This window comes from Clostridium sp. HGF2 (assembly GCF_964240115.1).
Lineage (GTDB): Bacteria > Bacillota_I > Bacilli_A > Erysipelotrichales > Erysipelotrichaceae > Clostridium_AQ > Clostridium_AQ innocuum.
On sequence record NZ_CAXSSO010000010.1, the window covers coordinates 101,999 to 123,869 of the forward strand.

At 45.8% G+C, this 21,871-nt stretch carries 18 protein-coding genes; 17 read left to right on the forward strand and 1 reads right to left on the reverse strand.

The annotated features are described in order from the left end of the window. Nucleotides 1-38 precede the first annotated feature (38 nt). From rpe to ACESPQ_RS16435, 3 genes are all read left to right on the forward strand, one after another. Nucleotides 39-704, forward strand: a complete 666-nt coding sequence (rpe, locus tag ACESPQ_RS16425) for a ribulose-phosphate 3-epimerase (protein WP_373144551.1) — start codon at nt 39-41, stop codon at nt 702-704. After that, nucleotides 692-1,297: a thiamine diphosphokinase gene (locus tag ACESPQ_RS16430; RefSeq protein WP_008818931.1), complete on the forward strand. Its 606-nt coding sequence runs from the start codon at nt 692-694 to the stop codon at nt 1,295-1,297. Before rpe ends, ACESPQ_RS16430 begins: the two co-directional genes overlap by 13 nt. Before the next feature lie 102 nt (nt 1,298-1,399). Beyond that, nucleotides 1,400-3,097, forward strand: a complete 1,698-nt coding sequence (locus ACESPQ_RS16435; protein WP_257337019.1) for a nucleoside kinase — start codon at nt 1,400-1,402, stop codon at nt 3,095-3,097. A gap of 289 nt (nt 3,098-3,386) precedes the next feature. Here ACESPQ_RS16435 and rpmB read toward each other — a convergent pair whose 3' ends face one another. Beyond that, nucleotides 3,387-3,578 carry a 50S ribosomal protein L28 gene (gene rpmB / locus ACESPQ_RS16440; RefSeq protein WP_002608456.1) on the reverse strand — a complete coding sequence of 64 codons (192 nt, stop codon included), beginning with the start codon at nt 3,576-3,578 and terminating at the stop codon, nt 3,387-3,389. Nucleotides 3,579-3,974: 396 nt separating this feature from the next. On the opposite strand from rpmB, the gene ACESPQ_RS16445 reads away from it, so the two are divergent. From ACESPQ_RS16445 to ACESPQ_RS16510, 14 genes are all read left to right on the forward strand, one after another. Further along, a complete protein-coding gene (locus ACESPQ_RS16445) occupies nt 3,975-5,753 on the forward strand; it encodes a dockerin type I domain-containing protein (RefSeq protein WP_002608457.1) in 1,779 nt (592 codons plus the stop codon). Nucleotides 5,754-5,757: 4 nt separating this feature from the next. After that, on the forward strand, nt 5,758-7,179 hold the full coding sequence (locus ACESPQ_RS16450; RefSeq protein ID WP_373144552.1) for a cadherin-like beta sandwich domain-containing protein: 1,422 nt from the start codon (nt 5,758-5,760) through the stop codon (nt 7,177-7,179). 173 nt (nt 7,180-7,352) lie between these two features. Further along, entirely contained in the window at nt 7,353-8,609 is a 1,257-nt protein-coding gene (locus ACESPQ_RS16455; protein WP_373144553.1) for a cell division protein FtsA, read from the forward strand. A gap of 22 nt (nt 8,610-8,631) precedes the next feature. Beyond that, entirely contained in the window at nt 8,632-9,729 is a 1,098-nt protein-coding gene (ftsZ, locus tag ACESPQ_RS16460; RefSeq protein ID WP_002608460.1) for a cell division protein FtsZ, read from the forward strand. 32 nt (nt 9,730-9,761) lie between these two features. After that, entirely contained in the window at nt 9,762-10,181 is a 420-nt protein-coding gene (locus ACESPQ_RS16465; protein WP_233105398.1) for a hypothetical protein, read from the forward strand. Between the two features lie 285 nt (nt 10,182-10,466). Then, the gene (locus tag ACESPQ_RS16470; RefSeq protein WP_002608462.1) at nt 10,467-13,040 is read left to right on the forward strand and encodes a cation-translocating P-type ATPase; all 2,574 of its coding nucleotides are present in this window, start codon (nt 10,467-10,469) and stop codon (nt 13,038-13,040) included. A gap of 112 nt (nt 13,041-13,152) precedes the next feature. Further along, entirely contained in the window at nt 13,153-14,487 is a 1,335-nt protein-coding gene (locus tag ACESPQ_RS16475) for a uracil-xanthine permease family protein (RefSeq protein WP_002608463.1), read from the forward strand. Between the two features lie 141 nt (nt 14,488-14,628). After that, entirely contained in the window at nt 14,629-15,048 is a 420-nt protein-coding gene (locus ACESPQ_RS16480; RefSeq protein WP_257376916.1) for a hypothetical protein, read from the forward strand. Nucleotides 15,049-15,059: 11 nt separating this feature from the next. Further along, nucleotides 15,060-15,923, forward strand: coding sequence for a radical SAM/SPASM domain-containing protein (locus tag ACESPQ_RS16485; RefSeq protein ID WP_109770992.1), 864 nt, complete (start codon nt 15,060-15,062; stop codon nt 15,921-15,923). Further along, entirely contained in the window at nt 15,920-16,900 is a 981-nt protein-coding gene (locus tag ACESPQ_RS16490; RefSeq protein ID WP_257334353.1) for a YecA family protein, read from the forward strand. Before ACESPQ_RS16485 ends, ACESPQ_RS16490 begins: the two co-directional genes overlap by 4 nt. 77 nt (nt 16,901-16,977) lie before the next feature. Beyond that, on the forward strand, nt 16,978-17,547 hold the full coding sequence (locus ACESPQ_RS16495) for a non-canonical purine NTP pyrophosphatase (RefSeq protein ID WP_373144554.1): 570 nt from the start codon (nt 16,978-16,980) through the stop codon (nt 17,545-17,547). Nucleotides 17,548-17,671: 124 nt separating this feature from the next. Continuing rightward, the gene (gene recG / locus ACESPQ_RS16500) at nt 17,672-19,681 is read left to right on the forward strand and encodes an ATP-dependent DNA helicase RecG (protein ID WP_109770995.1); all 2,010 of its coding nucleotides are present in this window, start codon (nt 17,672-17,674) and stop codon (nt 19,679-19,681) included. A 39-nt stretch (nt 19,682-19,720) separates the two neighbouring features. Continuing rightward, entirely contained in the window at nt 19,721-20,404 is a 684-nt protein-coding gene (gene rnc, locus ACESPQ_RS16505; RefSeq protein ID WP_008818916.1) for a ribonuclease III, read from the forward strand. A 337-nt stretch (nt 20,405-20,741) separates the two neighbouring features. Further along, nucleotides 20,742-21,776 (forward strand): PD-(D/E)XK nuclease family transposase, encoded by a 1,035-nt coding sequence (locus tag ACESPQ_RS16510; protein ID WP_373144555.1) that lies wholly within the window; start codon nt 20,742-20,744, stop codon nt 21,774-21,776. Nucleotides 21,777-21,871 lie beyond the last annotated feature (95 nt).

Sequence of the window (21,871 nt, forward strand, 5' to 3'; positions counted from 1 at the left end):
CAGAAAATACAATACAATTATGAAGGAGGACACACGTTATGAAAGAATTAGTAATCGCTCCGTCCATTCTGTCACTGGACTATTCCAGAACGAGTGAACAGCTGAAGGAGCTGGATGAAAGCAATGCGAAATGGATGCATTTTGATGTTATGGATGGCCATTTTGTACCGAATCTGACCTTTGGACCGGACCTTCTCAAGGGCTTTAAAAAAGCAGTGGATATGGTAATGGATGTTCATATCATGGTAGAAAATCCGGATATGGTTGCGGAAATCTTCGCCAAGGCAGGTGCAGATGTTATCACCTTCCATCTGGAAGCTGTGAAGGATGTGGATGCCTGCATTCAGCTGTGCAGAAAAATCCGTGAAATGGGTGTACAGGCAGGTGTGTCTGTGAAGCCGAAAACCGGTGTGGACGCACTGCTGGCACATCTGAAGGAAATGGATCTGGTTTTGATCATGTCGGTGGAGCCGGGCTTTGGCGGACAGTCCTTTATGGAGGATACGCTGGAAAAGGTGCGCGTACTGCGTGAGCGGATTGAAAAGGAAGGTCTGAATACACGTATTGAAATCGATGGCGGTATCAATGGGGAAACGGCAAAGCTGGCCGTAGCTGCCGGAGTGGATACGCTGGTTGCCGGAAGCTATGTGTTCAAAAACGATATTGCGGAATCCGTGGATAAGCTGTTGGCATGTCAAAGGTAGTTCTCGTTGCCGGCATGTGTGAGACTGCGCCGGTCATTGCACATGCCGATTATATCGGCGTAGATCATGGAGCTGTCTGCTGCATGCGGCAGGGTATTGCCATGCGCAAGGCCGTAGGGGACTTTGACAGCATAACAAGGGAGGAGCTTGCACAGCTCAAGCAGTATTGTGAGGTGGAAAAGCTCCCCTCCCATAAAAATGAAACCGATACTGAGGTTGCAATCGAAGCAGCACTGCAGCTGGGCTATGATGACATTATCCTATACGGCGGCCTGGGTGGACGTCTGGATCATGAAATGGCCAATCTGCATCTGATGATCTATCGTGAGCTTCCGCTGACCCTGATGAATGATACAAATATCATCAAGGTATTGCATCCGGGAATCTATGAGGTCGAAAAGCTGCATACCTACTTGTCCTTTCTACCTCTGGAGGATTCCTGCATCAGTGAGGAGGGGGTTGCCTATCCCTTGAAGGAACGCGTTTTGAAGGTTACGGATATTTATCCGCTTTCCAATGAAATCAATGGCAATATTGCGAGGATCACCATACATTACGGGCGTGTGCTGATGATGCAGTGCAGGGACGCATAACAAAACGGAATAAACATATAGGAAGCTTTAAAAATGCTTTCTTTGGAGCATGTCTATACGACATGTTCCTTTTTCTTTTGTTTTTACCGGGAAGCGGGTATAATGAAGGGGAATATAAACGACAGCTGTATGAAGCAGGGCTGTCTGACATATACTGATGAAAAAGGAGGGCTGATTATGCTGGAGTTGAAGCTGAAAAGCGGTGAGGTGAAGCAGTGTGAAGCAGGTGCCTATGTTCATGAGCTGCTGGAAGCATGGAACGTAAAGGAGGCGGTTTATGCAGTTACGCTGGATGGAAAGCTGCATGATCTGAATTATCGAATCAAAAAAAGCGGTGCACTGGATTATATTTATGCGGATAGTGAAACCGGGAAGCTTATCTATGAGCGCAGCTTGAATTTTCTGTTTATTGTAGCGGTGCGCAGTCTGTTTCCCGATGCCCGTGTCCGCATGGAGCATGCCCTCAGTGGCGGTCAGTATTGCGAAATCGATAAGGAAGGATACTGTAAGCCGCAGGATGTACGTAAAATTGAAAAGCGGATGAAGGAGCTCATTGCCGCAAACGAGGTGATTCACCGACGTGTTGTGGCCACAGCAGAGGCACAGGCCTATTTTGACCGTCTGGGAATGAAAAACAAGGCGAATCTTTTGGCATGCAGGAAAAGTGCGACCAGCAGTATTTATACATTGTGCGGATATGATGATTATTTTTACGGCATCATGCTGCCGGATACCTCCTATCTCACACATTTTTCCATTCGTTTTTATGCACCGGGTGTCTGGCTGTCCGCAGGAAACGGATTTCAGAATCAGGCAAAGCTGTTTCATGTGTTTCAGGAGTTTGAAACCTGGGGCAGGCTGATCGGTGTATCCAATATTGCAGAGCTGAATGCACAGATTCAGCAGGGCTATATGGATGATCTGGTGCTGATGAGCGAAACGATGGTAGAAAAGAAGCTGGCAGAGCTCGCGGCGTCCATTGTACAGGGGCATCCGCATACGAAATTCATTTTGATTGCAGGACCGAGCTCTGCAGGAAAGACAACCTTTTCCAGACGTCTGGCCATTCACCTTAAGATTCTTGGGAAAAAACCGATGCCGATCTCTATGGATGATTTCTATAAAAACCGCGAGGACTGTCCAAGGCTGCCGGATGGAAGCTATGATTTTGAAGGGTTGGAGGCACTGGATCTGGAGCTGTTTAATGACACCATGCTGAAACTGCTGCATAAGGAAGCGGTGCATATGCCGCTGTTCAACTTCAAAACGGGGCTGCGCGAGCGGAAGGAAAGAGAAACAGTGCTGGAGGATGATCATATCCTGATTATAGAAGGTATCCACGGATTGAATCCTAAGACCTCCGCCGATCTGCCGGAAGAGGCGAAGTTTCGTATTTATATCAATGCATTGACGCACTTGAATCTGGATGAGCATAATCGTATACCCACAAGTGATTACCGTCTGATCCGACGCATTGCCAGAGACTATCAGTTTCGCAGCTGGAGTGCCCAAAATACCATTCATTTCTGGAAGAATGTAAAGCAGGGAGAGGATCAAAACATCTATCCGTATCAGGAGGAGGCAGATGCCATTTTCAATTCCTCCATGGTATATGAAATGTCCATTCTTAAGAAAATTGTGATTCCGCTGCTGGAACAGGTGCATCCTCATGAAGCAGCGTATCTGGAGGCTAATCGTTTGAAAAAGCTGCTTGCCTACTTTGTGGATGGCAGCGAGGAGGCAGTGCCAAGAAGCAGCATTCTTGCGGAATTCATAGGAAACAGTGTTTTTGATGTCTGATCTCCTACTCCCTTCATGCAGTATGATTAAGTAATACAGTGTATGATTCCGCACTATAAACAGGAATTGATATCCCAATGTATTTGCGCACGCTATATGTCTGCTTCAGATATGGATTTATGCCTGCAATAAACAGGATATTGACGGTATTTCTAAATAGAAGCAATCATTGATGGTATTACAAAAAGGCAGATCACCTGTGTATTTCAGGATGATCTGCTTTCTCTATGATTGGCTCCTTGTTTCCTAAAGAAAGAAAAAAACAGGTTACCCTGTTTCATATCCACTCTTAGATAGCTTTTTTGTTTTTCAGCGTTTTTAATGCACGAGCACTAATACGGATCGTTTGAGGTTTTCCATCAACAACGACTTTAACTTTCTGTAAGTTTACATTCCAGTTACGACGACTAGCACGCATAGAGTGAGAGCGTTTATTACCTGATAAAGGTCCTTTACCTGTAATTGCACAAACTTTTGACATACCGTTTACCTCCTTCCGTACAATACTTTAAAACACAATTTGCTTAGATATCATACCATCTTATAATGTAAAATGCAACAATAATTTTCAAAAATTGTACAGGGAATTCAGTATCAATAAAAATCACTTACAACCTAATGCAAAGACCTTCTGCCTGATAGATGTAAATGCCTCATAACAAAGCGGTTTCAAGTAAGCTTCAAAAGCCTGACGTAAAATAGTTTCCTGTGACAGTTTTGTGATTGAGAAGGCGACAGGTAAAATATTCCGGAATTCCTGTCTTTTTTTCTCTTCCGCAAAAACTTAAGAATTTCATGTGGAAATAAAATTGCATGTTCTCCTACTTTCTTATATAATTAGACTGACAAACTTTATATGAAAAGGAAATGTGATGATATGAAGAAGAAAATTATGATAGGTATAGCGGCTCTTTTATGTGGTGGCATACTGCTTCAGCAGGGCTACATAGGAGCGCAGAATACTGCAGAAAAAGAACCGGAGGCTGTTTCCTCCAGACTTCCGGAGAATCATGTGTTTAAAAGAATAGATGAAAACGGTAAAATCATCATCGAGGATACTGCCAAGCTGGAGGCTGAAACGAAAAAGGAACAGGCGGCCAGAGAAAACATGGCAAAGGTAAAGGGAATCGGCGGTGCCAGAGATATTAAATATGGTGTTGTCAATTTCAAGACGAAGTCAGATTCCGGAAAAAACACCAGCTATACAGAGGTGGGGACCGGCTATACCGGTTATACCAACGGATATTATGCTGCCGACGGGGCGTTTCTTGGATATGAAAGCAATGGTACCAAGGTGAAGTTCATGCTGGCCGGTGTTGTCGGTCTGGTGGATGCCGATGAGGTGGAGATTCTGAATTATGAGGACGAGGATACGGTGCAGTCCGTAAACTATTACATATGCAAAAACGGAAACATTTATCATTCCATCACGCTGAATATCCGGCAGCCGTATTATACAAGTACAGCAATGGTCGGCAAGCAGCAGAGCTATATGAAGAGCAATACGGTATACTACAGCTATGACGGGCATTATTTCTATACGACCTATCAGAAGATGATTGATGACTACAAGGCCAATACAAGAAAGAATTCAATCAATCCGTCACAGCCGTATTATAATTATTATCAGTATGTTTCATCCCGTACGAAAACGAGCTTTACTGCCAGTGATATAAACGGCTATGTGAAGAGCTATCTGGATGATTTATATAACACCAAGGATACAAAGATGTATGAAATGGGAAAATATTTTATTAATTATCAGAATACATATGGTGCCTATGCACTGTCATCCTTTGGTGTTGCTGTCAATGAGAGTGCATTTGGTACCAGCTCTATCGCGTTAAGCAAGAACAATCTGTTCGGGCACAATGCGGTGGATTCTGATCCCGGATTGGCAAACGGCTATTCCTCACCGCAAAACAGTATTCTGGATCATGATAAATACTATGTGAATCTGTGGTATTCCACACCGAAATATGCAACCTATCACGGAGCATTCCTGGGCGATAAGGCAAGCGGTATGAATGTTTCCTATGCTTCCGATCCATACTGGGGTGAGAGTGCAGCGCACTGGATGTGGCAGCTGGATGAATACGTCAGTGGAAAAAGTGATGCAGGCTCCAAAAAGCTGGTCTTTAAAGATCAGGGGGCAATCAATATCCGCAAGGAAGCGACAACCTCCTCAGCAAACCTGTATACAACACCGAAAAATGGAAATATGTCCTTTAACATCCTCGGGAAGGTAAAGGGAGAAAGCGTAAGCGGAAGTACAGACTGGTATAAAATTCAGCTGGATGTACCGTTGAACAGTGCGAGAACGGCGATTGATTATTCCGGAAACAGCTATAATTTCGGAACCAGCTACGGCTATGTACACAGCTCTCTGCTGTCTGAAAACGGCTATACAAGCGACTCCTCCGGCGGAAGTGATTCCGGCAATAACAGCGGTGCCTATAAGCTGGGGGATGTGAATAACGATGGAAAAATCACCCCTGCCGACTATGTCAAGGTAAAAAACCATATCATGAAGAAATCCACACTGAGCGGCAAAGCATTAACGGCTGCCGATGTGAATAAGGATGGAAAAATCACCCCTGCCGATTATGTGAAAATCAAGAACCATATTATGGGGAAGAGTACGATAAAGGAGTAATTTGATGAAGAAATTCAAACTGAAATTTGTAAAACTGGCAGCTGTGTTCATCGTAGCGGCTGGAATCTTAAACCTGTCCGGCTTTATACATGCAGCCAGTCTGAGTGTTACGGCCAGTGCAAGTACGATATATGTCGGTGACAGTGTTACCTTTACGGTTAGCGCATCCGGCGGTGCGGGAAATATAAGTGTCAGCGGAGCGGCTAATGGAACCTATTGGCTGGAAAACAGCTCACAATCCTTTACGGTGACTGCTTCTGCAGAAGGAACTCTGACTGTTTCAGCATCCGGTACGCTGGGAGATTTTAATACGGAAAAGGATGTGCCGGTATCCGGTTCTGCATCCGTGCAGGTTGTCACAAGACCGAAAGAAACTCCGAAAAATGAAACACCTCAGAAACAGGAAACACAAAAGCCGGAGGAAAAAAAGCAGGAAGAAAAGAAGCTGTCAAGCAATGCCAATCTGGCAAGTCTGAGTATCTCACAGGGAACTCTGAGCCCGAAATTTACCGCCTCTAAAACGCAATATACCGTAAATCTGAATGGGGATGTTTCCAGTATCAAGGTGAATGCAACAGCTGCCGACAGCAAGGCTATGGTATATGGAACAGGCACAAAGAGCCTGAAGCCCGGAAAAAACACGATATCCGTCAGTGTTGCGGCAGAGGATGGAAGCACGAAGGAATATACGATTACAGTTAATGTCGATGAAACACCGCTTGTATACGTAAGCTACAATGGAGCGAAGCTCGGCTTTGTCCGCAGTCTGGATGGCGTCGATAAGCCTGCGAAATCCTTTGAAGCTGTGAAAATCAAGGTGGACGGCAAGGAAGTAAAGGCATGGAAAAGCAACCTGTTGAAGAAGACGGTTGTCTATCTGCAGGATGATAAAACAAAGGAAAAGAATTACTATATCTATAATACGGATACCAATACAGTCGAGACTATGCTGCGTCCGATGGCTCTGCTGGGAAACAATGTGTTTGTCGTTGATGTGCCGAAGAATCTCCAGACGCGCGAAGGGATGAATTTCACAACGGTGAAAATCGATAACTATGAACTCAACGGCTGGACCTTCAAGGATACGGCATTTGAGAATTACGCTTTGATCTATGTCATGGATGAAAAAGGCAACATGGTGTATTACCAGTACGAAGCTACGGAAAAAACGCTGCAGCTGTATTCCGGTGCCGCAACGATACCGCAGAGTGCCTATGATCAGTATCGCAAGGATGTAGATGCGTCGCTGAAGAAGCATAAGTGGGTCATCTATGGCTTGGCCGGCAGCTGTGTGGTACTCGCAGGTTTGAGTGCAGTTATCTTCTTCCGCAGGAAAAAGACGGTGAAATATCAGAAGCGGACAATCTCTGATTCAAGAAGAGATGCGGAGGCGGACGCTTTGAGAAACATATCCGATGACAATTAAGAGAGGGAAAACCTCTCTTTATTTTAACCTTTGTGCACCTCTTTGAAAAAAAAGAAAAAATTTATGAGAAATCCTTGGAAATGGTTTTTAAACCGCTTAAATTATGATATCATATATGAGTATAAATGTACGCCAAAGGCTGGCTTAGCCAGTGTGGGTAAGGAGGTAACCTTATGAACAAAAAGGAAATATATGCCTCGATAGAAGTAGCGGATCATGAAGTGCGACTGGTTGTCGGTGAATTTTATGAAACGCGGTTTAATATTCTAAGAGTGGAAAAAGCTCCCATACAGGGAATTGAAAAACAGAAAATCATGGATGAACAGAATGTTGTGAACGGCATTATCAAGGCCAAGAAGCAGGCTGAGGATGCACTTGGATATCATATCGAGCGTGTTCTTGCGGCGATCCCTTCCGTCAACGTACAGCGTCATAACAAAAAAGTAAGCGTTGTTCCGGAAGCAAGCAGTAAACGCATTCGTCTCAGTGATATTCAAAAGGGGTTGAATGAAGCGGTCAGCTTTAAACCGGATCCACAGCTGGAGCTGGTAAATATCGGCTGCGTCAAATACATAACAAACGGTATCACGTCCAGAAAAATGCCGATTGATGAAACAGCAGAGGTTCTGATCATGAATGTGGATCTGCTGTATGCGGATAAAGAGGTTGTATATGCCTATGCGCGCTGCATTGAGAAAGCAGGACTGGAAATTCTGGATGTATGTCTGGATTCCTATGCCATGGCCAATGAAGCAGCCGTATTTGAACAAACAGTCGATAAATATGTTATACAAATCGATCTTGCGAGAGATCATACAACGCTTTCCCTGTTTACACATGGCAAGCTCGTGAATTGTGAAGTTATTGAGGATGGATATGGAGTGTGGCTGCAGGATCTGATGGAACAGTATCATCTGAGCGGCAATGTAAGCTATCGACTGGCACAGAATACCTGTACCTTTGATGCGGACTCCGCAAAGGATCAAATCATCTATATCTGGTCAAAGTTCGGTGAACAGAAGCAAATCAGCGAAAAGCAGGCGTGTGAAGCCATAGTTCCCCATGTGAAGGACTGGCTGAATATGATCAACGAAACCTGTGCTCCGATTATTGAGAGTGGCGATGTGCGCTATCTGCTGAGCGGAGAGGGCTGTGAAATACCTTCCCTGCAGGAGCTGCTGCGCTATCTGAATGCACCTGCACAGATTTATGTTCCGCAGACCATTGGTGTCCGCGACTGTTCCTATGTAACCTGTCTGGGTCTGTTCTACAGCTGGAGAGAGCAGATGGCAATCCGCAGGGATGATCGTGTCTGCTGTAATCCGCAGGAAGTGGAAGAAACCATGGCTACGGTTACGAAGAAAAGCTCCGTCGATGAAGAGGGCGGATTTACAAGAAAACTGAAAAGCATTCTGTTAAGCGATAAATAAAAAGAGAGAGCGAGGAATAACGATGAGCGATTTACAGTTTGAACAGGTAGCAAATATTAAAGTGTTTGGTATTGGCGGAGGCGGCTGCAATGCCGTAAACCGCATGGTTTCCGAAGGTGTCAAGGGTGTGGAGTTTTATGTTGCCAACACAGATCTTCAGGCACTGAATATTTCTCCTGTTGAAAATAAAATTGTCCTTGGACGGGAAGTGACCAAGGGTCTGGGTGCCGGTGCGAATCCGGAAATGGGAAGACGTGCTGCTCAGGAAAATGAAAATGAAATCCGGGAAGCCATCAAGGGAAGCGATATGGTGTTTATCACCACAGGACTCGGGGGAGGAACCGGAACCGGTGCTGCTCCGATGTTTGCGAAAATTGCAAAGGAAGAAGGGGCATTAACGGTAGGTATCGTTACAAAACCGTTCACCTTTGAAGGAAAGAAGAGAATGAAATCTGCCGAGGACGGTCTTGCCGAGCTGAAGCAGTATGTGGATTCTTTGATTATCGTATCCAACAACAATCTGATTGAAGTCATTGGCCGTCGTCCGCTGACAGAGGCCTTCCAGGCGGCGGACAATGTGCTGCGGCAGGGTGTACAGACGATTACCGATCTGATTGCTGTTCCTGCACTGATCAACCTGGACTTCGCGGATGTGCGCACCATCATGGAAAATCAGGGCTCTGCACTGATTGGAATCGGTATGGCAGAGGGCGAAGACAAAGCCCGTGCTGCAGCCGAAAAAGCAATACAGTCTCCACTGCTGGAAGCGCAGATTACCGGAGCGAGCAATGCCATCGTTAATATCACCGGTGGGGAATCGATTACACTGTTTGACGCAGAGGATGCTATGGCGCTTGTACGGGAAGCTGCAGGCAATGACATCGATGCGATTTTCGGTGTTGCTATCAATGAAAAGCTTGGAGACTCCATCATCGTAACCGTTATTGCGACCGGTTTTGACAAGGAAGAGGAAGAAGAGGAAGAAATTCCAGCGGCATCCGCATTTACTCAGCCGGTTTCCCGGCCAAGTGCAAGAGTGCAGACAGAGGAAAAGCCGCGGTATCAGGAATTGGAAGAAGATGACCGTGAAGGTATTCCATCCTTTTTCTCCCGTCGTTAACCATCATGATATTTTATTATATTGATGACAGTATGCTGGCAAGAAATGAGTTTGCTACAGCTGTTCTGCATCGTTTTGAATGCTGGATGGAGCATCATCCGGCAGATCTTGTGCTGGTAAGTACAGCACAAAAGAATCATCCGCAGTTAGAGCACTTTGTGGATGCCATGAAGCGTACGACCGTGCTTGCCAGCCCGGCTCAGTTTGAATTTCAGGGTGTTCGCGGAGATCTTCGCAACGGCTTTCTCTGCGTAGAGGGCTTTCCCGAAATGCAGAGCTTCAGCGGTTCCTTTGTAGCCTATGATACCAAGCGTGCTGCCTGCGAGCGTATCTATCTGGAGCTGTTTATGGAGCATGATGCATCCGATATGGACAGCTTTGTAGAGGAGCTGGAAGAGATGCTCAGTGAGAAGCTGCAGATGCTGCAGAAAAAGAAATCAATCCTGAGCTGAATACGAGGACATGTCATTGCGGCTGTCCTTTTTTTCTTATGCAGAAGCTTTCAGGGCAGATAAAGCTAGGGGTGAGTACAATCGAAGGCCTATAAGCCAAATGGCTTTCTGCTTTCGGATATGAATATAGGATAAAGCAGATCGGTTTAGATGATGCTTGTATTCCTTCTTGAAAAATCCCAAAGCTATGAGCTTACTTTTTTCTGTCTGTTTCACAGAGGTTTTGTCGAAGCACACATATATCCTGTACGGGCACATACATTGTGGTAGTGAAGGAGGGTGTATATGCCTTATCGAATGAACATACAGGAGGTAGTTCAGGAAACCTACAGTGATCTGGATAAGGGGCTGAGTGAACAGGAAGCTGCCGCCAGACTCCGGGATCAGGGAAAAAATGAGCTGCTGAAGAAGAAAAAGGAAACTGTCTTCCAGATGTTTCTGGAACAATTTCAGGATCCGATGGTAATTATATTGATTATCGGAGCAATCGTATCCATATTTTTAAAGGAGTATATTGATGCATCCATCATTCTGACTGTGATTATCCTGAATGCCATCATCGGCGTTGTACAGGAATTCAAGGCGGAGAAAGCAATTGATGCACTGGAAAAGCTGTCTACGCCGAAGGCTTTTGTTGTCAGAGAGGGTTTTCTCAAGGAAATCGACTCCAAGGAGCTGGTTGTTGGCGATCTGGTGGAGCTGGAAGTGGGGGGATACATACCGGCCGATATGCGTCTGGTGTCATCCGTCAATCTGAAGGTGGAGGAAAGTACACTGACTGGAGAAAGTGAAGCGGTGGAAAAGGATGCGGCCCTTGTATATGATGAGGAAATCAATATCTCCGATCAGAGAAACATGGTCTTTATGTCCACCTATGTTACATATGGAAAGGCCAGAGGCATTGTTGTACGCACCGGCATGAGCAGTGAGGTCGGTAAAATTGCGCGGATGCTGGATGAAACCAAAGAGGACATGACACCGCTGCAGGTGCGTCTTGCCCATCTGTCTAAAATATTGGGAATCGGTTCCGTCGGTATCTGTATTGCGATGTTTGTAGTTGCTGTATTGCAGGGACGAGACCTCTTTGATATGCTGCTGCTTTCAATTTCTCTCGCTGTCGCTGCCATACCGGAAGGACTTCCTGCAGTCGTTACCATTGTACTTGCATTGGGGGTTCAGGTCATGAGCCGCAACAATGCCATTATCCGTAAGCTGCATGCTGTGGAAACACTTGGTTCCGTAAGTGTCATCTGTTCCGACAAGACAGGAACGCTGACACAGAATAAAATGCATGTGGTTTCCTCCTATGCAAACGGTGCCTTGCAGAACCGCAGTGAGGAGCTGCTGCGCGGCTTCTGTTTATGCAACAATGCAACCGTGCAGAAGGAGGAAATCCTCGGAGAGCCTACCGAAGCCGCTTTGATGGCGTTCTGTGAAGAAAACGGGATGCATAAGGACGCAGAAGACCTGTCCTACGTGAGAGTGAATGAGATCAGCTTCGATTCCACACGTAAGCTCATGACAACGATTCATCAGCATGGAAAAGAGTATGTGGCATTCACCAAGGGTGCCCTGGAAAAGGTACTGGATTTGTGCACACAGGTTCGTATGGATGGCACAACCGTGCGGATGAGCAGCTATGAGAAAAACCGCATACTGGAAGCAAGCAAAAAGGTAAGCAGTGATGCGCAGCGTGTTCTCGCTTTAGCAATGCGCTCCCTGAAAAGTCCGCATGAAAGTGCTGTGGAGAGTAAAATGACGTTTATAGGCTTTGCCGGCTTAATCGATCCGCCTCGCGAGGAGGTACGGGATTCCATCAGGCTGTGCCACAAGGCTGGAATACAGGTTGTTATGATTACAGGAGATCATCCGCTCACTGCATTTGCCATTGCCCGCAATCTGGGAATCGCAAAAACGGAGCAGCAGGTGATCACCGGAAAAGATCTGGATGAAATGAATGAGGAAACACTGGCGCAGCATGTACAAAGCTATTGTGTATATGCCCGTGTAACACCGGAGCATAAGGTGCGAATCGTCAACGCATTTAAAAAGCATCAGCTTGTCGTTGCCATGTCAGGAGACGGCGTGAACGATGCACCGAGTTTAAAGAATGCCGATATCGGTATCGCTATGGGAAAGACGGGAACTGATGTATGCAAGCAGGCCTCCGATATGATTCTTGCGGATGATAACTTCGCAACGATTGTTGAGGCAGTGGAGCAGGGAAGAAATATATATCTGAATATTCAGAAGGCTGTGCTTTATCTTCTAAGCTGCAATCTCGGTGAAATCATGTCGCTGTTTCTTGCCATTGTCTTTATGCCGCATGTTGTCTCCACCCTATCTGCCATACAGATACTGTGGGTCAATCTTGTGACAGATGCCTTTCCGGCACTGGCGCTTGGCGTTGATCCGATGGATAAATTCATCATGGAAGAAAAACCGCGGGACCGAAGAGAAAGTCTGTTTGCGCACGGCGGTATGATATTCACGATTATGAACGGTATGTTCATCGGTACCATTACTCTGGTTGCCTTCCGTAACGGTCTGGATGTCAGCCCTGCCAAGGCACAGACCATGGCCTTCATGGTATTATCGATTTCCCAGCTGTTCCATGCATTGAACCTGCGCTCCCGTACACATTCCATACTGGAGGTTGGAATCATGCGCAATAAGTGGCTGATTCTGACAATGGTGTTTGGAATCACACTGCAGATTGCAGTCTGCCAGCTGCCAATCTTCAATATGCTGCTGAAAACCGTTCCGCTGGATCTGTCCTCCTGGACAATGGTTCTCGGCATGTCCTTCAGTATTATCCTTATCAATGAAATCAGTAAATGGATAGCCAAAGAGAGGTAGCATGTAGCCATAAAAATATGGTATACTACTCCTGTTGACCATTGGCAGGTACATATGACTCTGGTCCTGTGTGCCTGCTTTTTCTATGGTCTTTTTGAAAAGGAGTAGATGTATGAAGCATTTTGAAGAACATGTTGAGGATGTTTCTCTCATTCTGGACGAAGAGGAATGTTCTGATACAAAACAAACGGATATGATTCTGGATGTCGGGGATCGCCCGCCGCTTCTGCAATGGCTGTTTCTGAGCTTTCAGCACGTATTTGCAATGTTTGGGGCAACGATCCTGGTGCCTACACTGACGGGCTTACCCGTTTCGGTGGCACTCTTTGCAAGCGGTGTGGGAACGCTGATTTATACGTTTGTGACAAAGCGCAAAGTACCCGTATATCTGGGAAGCTCATTTGCCTATATCAGCGCAGTGGTAATTGCAATCAAGGCGATGGGTGGCAGTGTGGATGCTGCACAGACAGGACTGATGCTGGTTGGTGTGATCTATGTAGTTGTTGCATTGATTGTACGTGTTATCGGAAAGGAATGGATCGATAAGCTCCTTCCACCCATCGTAATCGGACCGATGATAGCGGTTATCGGATTGGGTCTTGCCGCGAATGCTGTCAGCAATGCACAATTCATAAAGGACGGGGATCCCCGTGCCATGATCGTCGCAATCGTCACCTTTTTGATTGCGGCCCTGATTTCCACAAAGGCGAAGGGCTTTTTCAAAATTATTCCGTTTCTGATTGCCATTCTCGGAGGCTATGTGTTATCCCTTTGTCTGGGACTGGTTGATTTTCAGGCCGTCGTGGATGCCAAATGGCTGTCCTTTCCTGATTTTATCCTGCCTTTTAAAATTGGAAATTTCCGCACCTATAATCTGTACTTCGGTCCGGAAACGCTTGCGATTCTTCCGGTTGCACTGGTTACGATTTCCGAGCATATCGGCGATCATACGGTACTTGGAAAAATCTGTGGACGCAATTTCTTAAAGGATCCGGGCTTGGAGCGTACACTGATGGGAGATGGTATCGCAACTGCGGTTTCTGCCTTCCTCGGAGGTCCGGCGAATACGACCTATGGAGAAAATACCGGTGTGATCGGTATGACGAAAATAAGCAGCGTATATGTAACAGGCGGTGCTGCCTGCATCGCCATTCTGCTGTCCTGCGTTGGGAAGATTTCCGCCTTTATCTCAACGATTCCTGCCTGTGTACTGGGTGGTATGAGTATTCTTTTATACGGGGTCATTGCCAGCAACGGCCTGCGTGTACTTGTCGATAACAAGATTGATTTCGGAAAGCAGCGCAATCTAGTCATCGCCTCTGCCATGCTCGTCATCGGTCTTGGCGGTGCAATACTTCCTGTGGGAAGCTTCATGACCCTTTCGGGAACCGCGTTATCTGCGCTTGTCGGCATTATCCTGAATCTGATTTTGCCCAAAGCGTCTTAATACTTGAGAACAACGTAGCATATGAAAATGGATGAATCCCTGCAGATACCGGGTGTTCATCTGTTTTTATTATGGATTGAAATCAGTTAATTTTCTTATTTGCTATACAGATATCACGTGAATTCCGTTATAATATAGGATATGAACGAGGAAATAAAAAAGGCTTTGACACCAAAGGAAGCAAAAAAAGAGAAGATGAGAAGAAAACGGCAGCTGCGAAAGGAACGGGAAATACGAAAATTGTGCAGGGATACAACAAAAGAGGATCTGCTGTTTCGCGTCATGAAAACATATTCCGTGAATGAAGCAATGGCGCTGAAGACACTGAACGAATACCATATCGAAATAACCCGGCAACAGATTGCCTTTGCAAGGAACAGGATGAAAGAAATCCAGGCGAACAATAAAAGAAAGAAATCACATAGGAAAAAGCGAAAGCAACGATTGTCGGAGGAAAAGGAATATCAGGCATATAAAGAGGATGTCTGTCTGCGTTTTATGGAGACAGGGCAGGTATACACGCTGGATGAATATGCGATTATCAAGGAAGAAATTTTCTAAAGGAGAAGAGAATGCAGTTTAAACGAATATATGTGGAAATAACGAATACATGCAATCTGTCCTGCAGCTTCTGCATACAAAATCAAAGAAAACCCCGCAGGATGTCAGTTGCACAGTTTTCACATGTCATCAGAGAAATCAAGCCATACACCGGGCATGTATATCTTCATGTGCTGGGAGAACCGCTGTCCCATCCAGATCTGAAAACGTTTTTGCAGATTTGTGATGAGCAGGGAATGCAGGTGAATCTGACAACAAACGGCACTCTGCTGAAAGCATGTCGTGATGTTCTTATAAACAGCAGACTGCGGCAGGTCAATGTGTCCCTGCATAGCTTTCCCGAGCATGAGCAGCCACAGTATCTGGAGCATGTCTTCTCCGTGTGTGAGGAGCTTGCCCAGCGTGGTGTACATATCAGCTATCGCTTGTGGAGTGTACAAAACGGAATGCTATCCGGTGAAAGCACAAGGCTGCTGCAGCGACTTGCCCGGCATTATCACATATCGCATCCGCAGGAATTTGAAAAGCGTATGCGGCTGGATGTGGGAGATCATCTGCATCTAAATCTGGAATCGGTATTTCAATGGCCGTCCCTGCAGCATCCGTATGTATCCGATTGCGGGCGCTGCCTTGGGATGATGCAGATGTGTGCAATTCTGAGTGATGGAACTGTTGTACCCTGCTGTCTGGATTCCAGAGGAGATGTGGCACTTGGAAATATATTTACGCGCTCGTTTTCCTCTATTCTTGACAGTGAGCGTGCTGAACAGATGAAAGCGGGCTTTGCGCAGCATAAAGTCGTGGAGGAGCTGTGTAAGCATTGCAGCTATCGCCTACGCTTCACAGAACATAAGAGAGGAGAAAAAAGTGTATGAAAGAAGAAAGCATTAGAGAATTATCATGTTTTCAGCAGTATGCTACGAAATTGAGCGAGCAGGGTATTGGGATGAAGGCTGCTGAAGCCTGTATTGTAAAGGAACTGCTGGAAGCGGATAAACAGCTTCCGGAATTAGAGCTTTTGACCAATTCTTCGGTTGTTGAATTCATTATGATGAACATTGTTAAAGATGCAGCACATGAGGAAAAGGACATCACCCTTTCCCGGGTAATGGAAACCATAGAGGAGCTGGCATCTACAAACACCGAAGAAGAAGCACTTCCGTTGATGACAGAATTTGTCATTAATCTTAGAAGGCTTTTAAAGAAAAAGAGAACACGGGATATCCGCAAGCTTACAACTACAGATAAAAACTATTATGAGATTGAAAATCTGTTAAATGAATTGGATATGCATCTGATGAATGCAAGCTCCTATCCATGGTCACAGGCATTACTTGTGGATGTTTTGAGAAGTGTGGATCTGGATTCCATAACGAAAGGAAATTATGAACGCGCCTATGCGGATATTTATGAAATGCATGAGGATCAGGAAGCCTGTGATGCGTGTTATAATCGTTTAATAAAACACTATCCTGAAGATGCCAACATTTTGTATGGATGGCTGACACAGTTGTGGCAGCGCAGGGACTATGATGCCTGTTATGATATGATTACACGTGGACTACAGCTGCAGGACAGCTTTTTTCAGGAGATGTTTTTGGATATTGCACGGGATATCGCAGAACAAACCGGTGATGACAGTGCCTACATACAATGGAAAAAGCAATATGGGAAGAGGGATACATATAAACAGAATTTGACGGATACCCGGATAAACAAAGTTCAGCTACCACTGGATACCAGCGCTTATAAGGACGCAAAGCCCAATAAACCGTGTCCCTGCGGCAGCGGGAAGAAATTCAAGGCGTGCTGTAAAAAAATACTGGATAAAACAGAGGTACAGGGTGTATGAATATACTTGTAGGAACAACCAACAGAAACAAGGTACGCTCTGTACAGCGTTATCTGTAGGCATATGATGTGCAGCTTGTGACACCGCAGGATTTACAGCTTCAAGTAAGGATTGAAGAGGATGGTGCGACACCAATTGAAAATGCAAAGATCAAGGCGCTTGCCTATTATCGCTCTGCCCGGATACCGACCGTTGCCTTTGGCGGTGGTCTGTATTTCCTCGATTTGAAAGAGGATGACCCGCTGCAGCCGAAAACACATGTTCGCCGTGTACAGGGCAGAGAATTAAATGATGAGGAAATGATCAGCTATTATCGCAGAATAGCCGCAGATTTCGGTGGACGCCTGCTTTCCGCCTACCGTAACGGAGTTTGCGTTGTGTACGATGAACAGCACATCTATACGTATATGGAGGATATGGAAACGGCAAGAGACTTCGCCTTTTATCTCTGTGACACGCCGCATGAGCAGCGCACACCGGGATGGCCGCTTGATTCTATTTCCATCGATGAAAAAACAATGAAGTATTTTCATGATATGGCGGATACAGAGTATGCAGCTGCAGGGGAGGATGAAAAACGCCTTACCTCGTATAGAAATATGCTGGCATTTTATCGCAGGGCATTCCATCTGGAAGAGACATCATAACACCTGTTTTCCAAAGAAAGGCTGTTTATCGCGTTGGAAAAGGATTTTGTTCATCCTTTTTGCTTTCCGGTTATAAAGAATGCCGGATTCATGGTATAATAACACTCGAAAAGGATGCGTGGACATGGAATTAAAAGCATTGCGTATATCAGAAAAAAAGGCAGAGGTTCTTCATAGTATGCAGATTATGCGGGCAGAGGATCTTTTGACCTGTTATCCGTTCCGGTATGAACATCTGGAGGCGAAGCCCCGGGATACATGGAAAAAGGAAGACAGGATCATCTTCGAGGCGGTTATTTTGAATCGGGCAAGGGTGATCCGTTTCAGGGGAAAACAGAGTGTTACCCGCTTTAAGGTGATGCTGGAGGATGAGGAGCTTGATGTTTCGCTGTTTAACCGCCCCTGGGTGTCGGCTTTTACGATGGGGAAGGTAATCACGATTATCGGCAAATATGACGGAGGAAGCCGTGTCACGGCGCTGCAGTATAATTTTAAGCCTATGAAAGAGCAGCTGGGCATCCATCCGGTATACAATGTTCGTGAGGGGATCACACAGAAGGAGCTGGTCCGCTATATTGATAAGGCATGGCAGGCCCTGCAGAATCAGATTCCGGATGTGATTCCAAAGCCGTATCTGGAGAAATATCGTCTGATTCCCAGAAAGCAGGCCTTGTATTTCATTCATCACCCAGCCAGTATGGAGGCGGTGAAGCAGAGCCTTCGGCATTTAAAATATGAGGAATTCCTGAAATTTCAGCTGAGCATGCAGGCGTTAAAGGCCAGGGACACGGAAATGGTTCAGGGGAGTGCCAAGCAATTCTCCATGGAGGACGTTATGGATTTAAAGCATTCCCTGAGCTTTACCCTGACAAATGACCAGAACAGGGTGGTTGAGGAAATTTTACAGGATTTATCCAGTGACAAGGTGATGTATCGCATGGTGCAGGGAGATGTCGGCTGTGGAAAGACGATGGTGGCGGCCTTTGGCCTGTATGCCTGTGTGTTGGCACATAAGCAGGCGGTTTTCATGGCACCCACGGAAATTCTTGCCAAGCAGCATCTCACAAATCTGAAGCGGTTGTTTTCGGACTTTGACATTACCGTTGACGTGCTGTATTCGAGCCTGAAGCCGGCACAGAAAAAGGATGTACTGGAGCGCTTGAAGCATAATGAAATCGATATTCTGGTCGGTACGCACGCCCTGTTTCAGGATGATGTGGAATATTATGATCTGGGTATGGTGGTTGCGGATGAGCAGCACCGTTTTGGTGTTGCCCAGCGAAAGAAAATGCTGGAAAAAGGGGAAAAGGTTGATTTTCTGTTGATGAGTGCAACACCGATTCCCCGTACGCTGGCGATTTCCCTGTATGGTGATATGGATGTGTCCACGATTCAGGAGCTGCCAAAGGGGCGCTCTGCGGTTACGACAAAGCTGATATCCAGTCGTTCCATGAGTCCGATTCTGGAAGCTGTGCTGGAAAAAATAGATGAAGGGGATCAGTGCTATGTGGTATGTCCCGCGATTGAGAAAAATGAGGATATGGATATGCGCAATGTGACGGATATCTATGAAGGGATGTGCGCATCTTTGGGGCGGCGCTATCGCATAGCATTGCTGCATGGGAAAATGAATACACAGGAAAAGGATGAGGTCATGGAGCGCTTCCTTCACAGGGAGGTTGATATCCTTGTGTCCACAACAGTGATTGAGGTTGGCGTGGATGTGAAGGATGCCAATATCATGGTGATTTACGACGCGCACCGATTCGGACTCTCACAGATTCATCAGCTGCGGGGCCGGGTGGGAAGAGGAACACGTCCCGGATATTGTTATTTATTAAGCAGTACAAAGGATCCGGATTCCCTGCAGCGCTTGAAAATCTGCGAACAGACAAGAGATGGCTTTGCGATAGCCCGTGCGGATCTGCAGCTCAGAGGTCCCGGCGATATTCTTGGAACCAGACAAAGCGGTGTACCGGGCTTTATTCTGGGAGATGTGATTCAGGATGCCAATATTCTGGAGGTCGCGCGTGAGGACGCAGCGGAAATTCTTGCACATCTCGACACAAGCGGCTATGAAGAGATAAAAATGTATGTTGAGCATACAGTTGGGAGTGCCACATATCTGGATTAGTGGTATAATATACAGGAAAACAAGAGGAGATACTACGTAATGGATACAATATTTGAATGGTTAAAGAATCAGAATATCGCTTATTCCGATAAAAAGCTGATTACACAGGCACTTGTGCATTCCTCCTATGTGAATGAGCATAAGTCCTATGCGCATGATAATGAACGTCTGGAATTTATGGGAGATGCCGTACTGCAGCTATGGACGACAAAGAAGCTGTTTCTGCTGGAGCCGGAGCTGAGTGAAGGGCAGATGACAACCCTGCGCGCACAGCTTGTCTGTGAGGAGGCACTGGCGGAATACAACCGGCAGCTGGGTCTTGGAAAATATCTAATGCTTGGCGTTGGTGAGGAAAAGACGGGTGGAAGACAGCGGGATTCCATTCTGGCGGATATGTTTGAGGCACTGCTTGGCGCGGTCTTTCTGGATCAGGGCATGGAGGCAATCGACAGTATTCTGTCTGCAGTTGTTACACCTGCCATCAGTCGCCCGAAAAGTGAAAAGGTGATTGATTATAAGACGAAGCTGCAGGAGTACATACAGTCGGATTCCCGTAAGACGGTGCATTATGAAACTGTAAACGTTTCCGGACCAAGCAATAAGCCGGAATTTGAGGTTATTGTTATGCTGGATGATATCAACCTGGGACGCGGCAAGGGCTTTTCGAAAAAGCGGGCGGAACAGATGGCAGCCAAGGATGCATTTGAAAAAATGGTAAAATAACAGAAAAGAGCCGTAACAGGTTCTTTTTTTACGGTATAACGGACATAATAAAGTCATAAATGTCTGTGTATAAGCAGAGATAATAGGGGAGTATCAGGAAGCTATGAGACAATCGCTGCAGACATGTGTGAGCATATGAACCGGTAAAACGAAGTGTACCGTCGTTTCAATTCTCATACGACTGTAGAGCACCTCGTTATTGTTTACATGAACCCGACTTTTGCCCCCAAAAAGCAGGAGCTTGTAAAATATTCAAAAAATATCATGTTAAATTTAGGAGTTTTGCCCTTTCCATACGTATATAAGAGTGTATATGGAAAAAAGGAGGATGATACATATGCAAAAATCGAAGGAAAGGGAGTATCCGATTCCCTTTCACAATGATGTATTTTTCAAGTATATGCTGATTGGTGAGGATGCAGGCTCTGCCATGCTGAGAAGCAAAATCATTGAAGAAATTTACGGATTGAAGGTTCAAAAGACACAGGTGCTGAATCCGGAGCTACTGCCGGAAGCCTTTTTCGGAAAACGAGCGGTTCTGGATGTTGTATTGGAGGATGAAACCGGTCACCTTTATGATTTGGAGATGCAGGTATCCGGGTATACGAAGGAGGAACAGCTGCGTTTTCAGCAGTATGGCTACCGCCTGGTCGGAAGACAGCTGAGGCAGGGGGATGATTACACAAAGCTGAAGCCGTTTTATCAGATTATTTTCATGTTTGCAATGCCAAAGGACACAGGGCGCATGATTCGACACTACACGGTAAAGGATGAGGATAATCGGGAGGAGCCCAACGGTACACTGCATCGTGCGATTGTGTTTTTACCGATGATCAGGCAGCGTGTAAAGGAGGTCGGAGGCATAGAGAACCTGACGGAGTTTGAAACCTTCTGCTATGTGCTTGCATATAATCCGGATGATGCTATACTAAACATGAAGAGAAGGATGGTGAATGTGGCTATGGAAAAATATAATGAGATGCGCGAGGATGGCTCATTATTCAGCTGGGCGGAATCCATTGAATTTGCAGAGCGAGCAGTACAGGCCAATTTGAGAGAGCAGACAGCAGAGGCTGAAAGGCTCGGACTTGAGAAGGGGTTTCAGAAAGGGCTTGAACAGGGCATTGAAAAAGGTATCGTGAAAGGTTTGGAAAAAGGCATCGAAAAAGGTATCGAAAAAGGAATGGAAAAGGGTCTGGAAAAAGGGAAAAGAGCATTGTTGAAATCACAAATAGCACACAAATACGGCAAGGAGGATGACTGGATAGATACACTGCCAGATCATCAGGTTGAGGATGCAATTCTTCATATTCTGGAATGTGATACATATGATGCTTTAAAAGACAGACTGAAGGGTAAAGAAGTGAAATAAGTATACACTATCGAGCTGATAGGAAAATCTGGAGCATAACAAACGTAAGGGAGCGATAGTAATCGATCAGCTTCCTTTTTATATTGCAGGGCATG

Bases quoted from the DNA above. Each gene is read 5' to 3' on its own strand.
- ACESPQ_RS16435 (WP_257337019.1), top strand. From the start codon at position 1,400: ATGAAGGGGAATATAAACGACAGCTGTATGAAGCAGGGCTGTCTGACA.
- ACESPQ_RS16475 (WP_002608463.1), top strand. From the start codon at position 13,153: ATGAAGCATTTTGAAGAACATGTTGAGGATGTTTCTCTCATTCTGGAC.
- ACESPQ_RS16450 (WP_373144552.1), top strand. From the start codon at position 5,758: ATGAAGAAATTCAAACTGAAATTTGTAAAACTGGCAGCTGTGTTCATC.
- ACESPQ_RS16485 (WP_109770992.1), top strand. From the start codon at position 15,060: ATGCAGTTTAAACGAATATATGTGGAAATAACGAATACATGCAATCTG.
- rnc (WP_008818916.1), top strand. From the start codon at position 19,721: ATGGATACAATATTTGAATGGTTAAAGAATCAGAATATCGCTTATTCC.
- ACESPQ_RS16480 (WP_257376916.1), top strand. From the start codon at position 14,629: ATGAACGAGGAAATAAAAAAGGCTTTGACACCAAAGGAAGCAAAAAAA.
- ACESPQ_RS16490 (WP_257334353.1), top strand. From the start codon at position 15,920: ATGAAAGAAGAAAGCATTAGAGAATTATCATGTTTTCAGCAGTATGCT.
- rpmB (WP_002608456.1), bottom strand. From the start codon at position 3,578: ATGTCAAAAGTTTGTGCAATTACAGGTAAAGGACCTTTATCAGGTAAT.
- ftsZ (WP_002608460.1), top strand. From the start codon at position 8,632: ATGAGCGATTTACAGTTTGAACAGGTAGCAAATATTAAAGTGTTTGGT.
- rpe (WP_373144551.1), top strand. From the start codon at position 39: ATGAAAGAATTAGTAATCGCTCCGTCCATTCTGTCACTGGACTATTCC.
- recG (WP_109770995.1), top strand. From the start codon at position 17,672: ATGGAATTAAAAGCATTGCGTATATCAGAAAAAAAGGCAGAGGTTCTT.
- ACESPQ_RS16465 (WP_233105398.1), top strand. From the start codon at position 9,762: ATGCTGGCAAGAAATGAGTTTGCTACAGCTGTTCTGCATCGTTTTGAA.
- ACESPQ_RS16455 (WP_373144553.1), top strand. From the start codon at position 7,353: ATGAACAAAAAGGAAATATATGCCTCGATAGAAGTAGCGGATCATGAA.
- ACESPQ_RS16470 (WP_002608462.1), top strand. From the start codon at position 10,467: ATGCCTTATCGAATGAACATACAGGAGGTAGTTCAGGAAACCTACAGT.
- ACESPQ_RS16510 (WP_373144555.1), top strand. From the start codon at position 20,742: ATGCAAAAATCGAAGGAAAGGGAGTATCCGATTCCCTTTCACAATGAT.
- ACESPQ_RS16445 (WP_002608457.1), top strand. From the start codon at position 3,975: ATGAAGAAGAAAATTATGATAGGTATAGCGGCTCTTTTATGTGGTGGC.
- ACESPQ_RS16430 (WP_008818931.1), top strand. From the start codon at position 692: ATGTCAAAGGTAGTTCTCGTTGCCGGCATGTGTGAGACTGCGCCGGTC.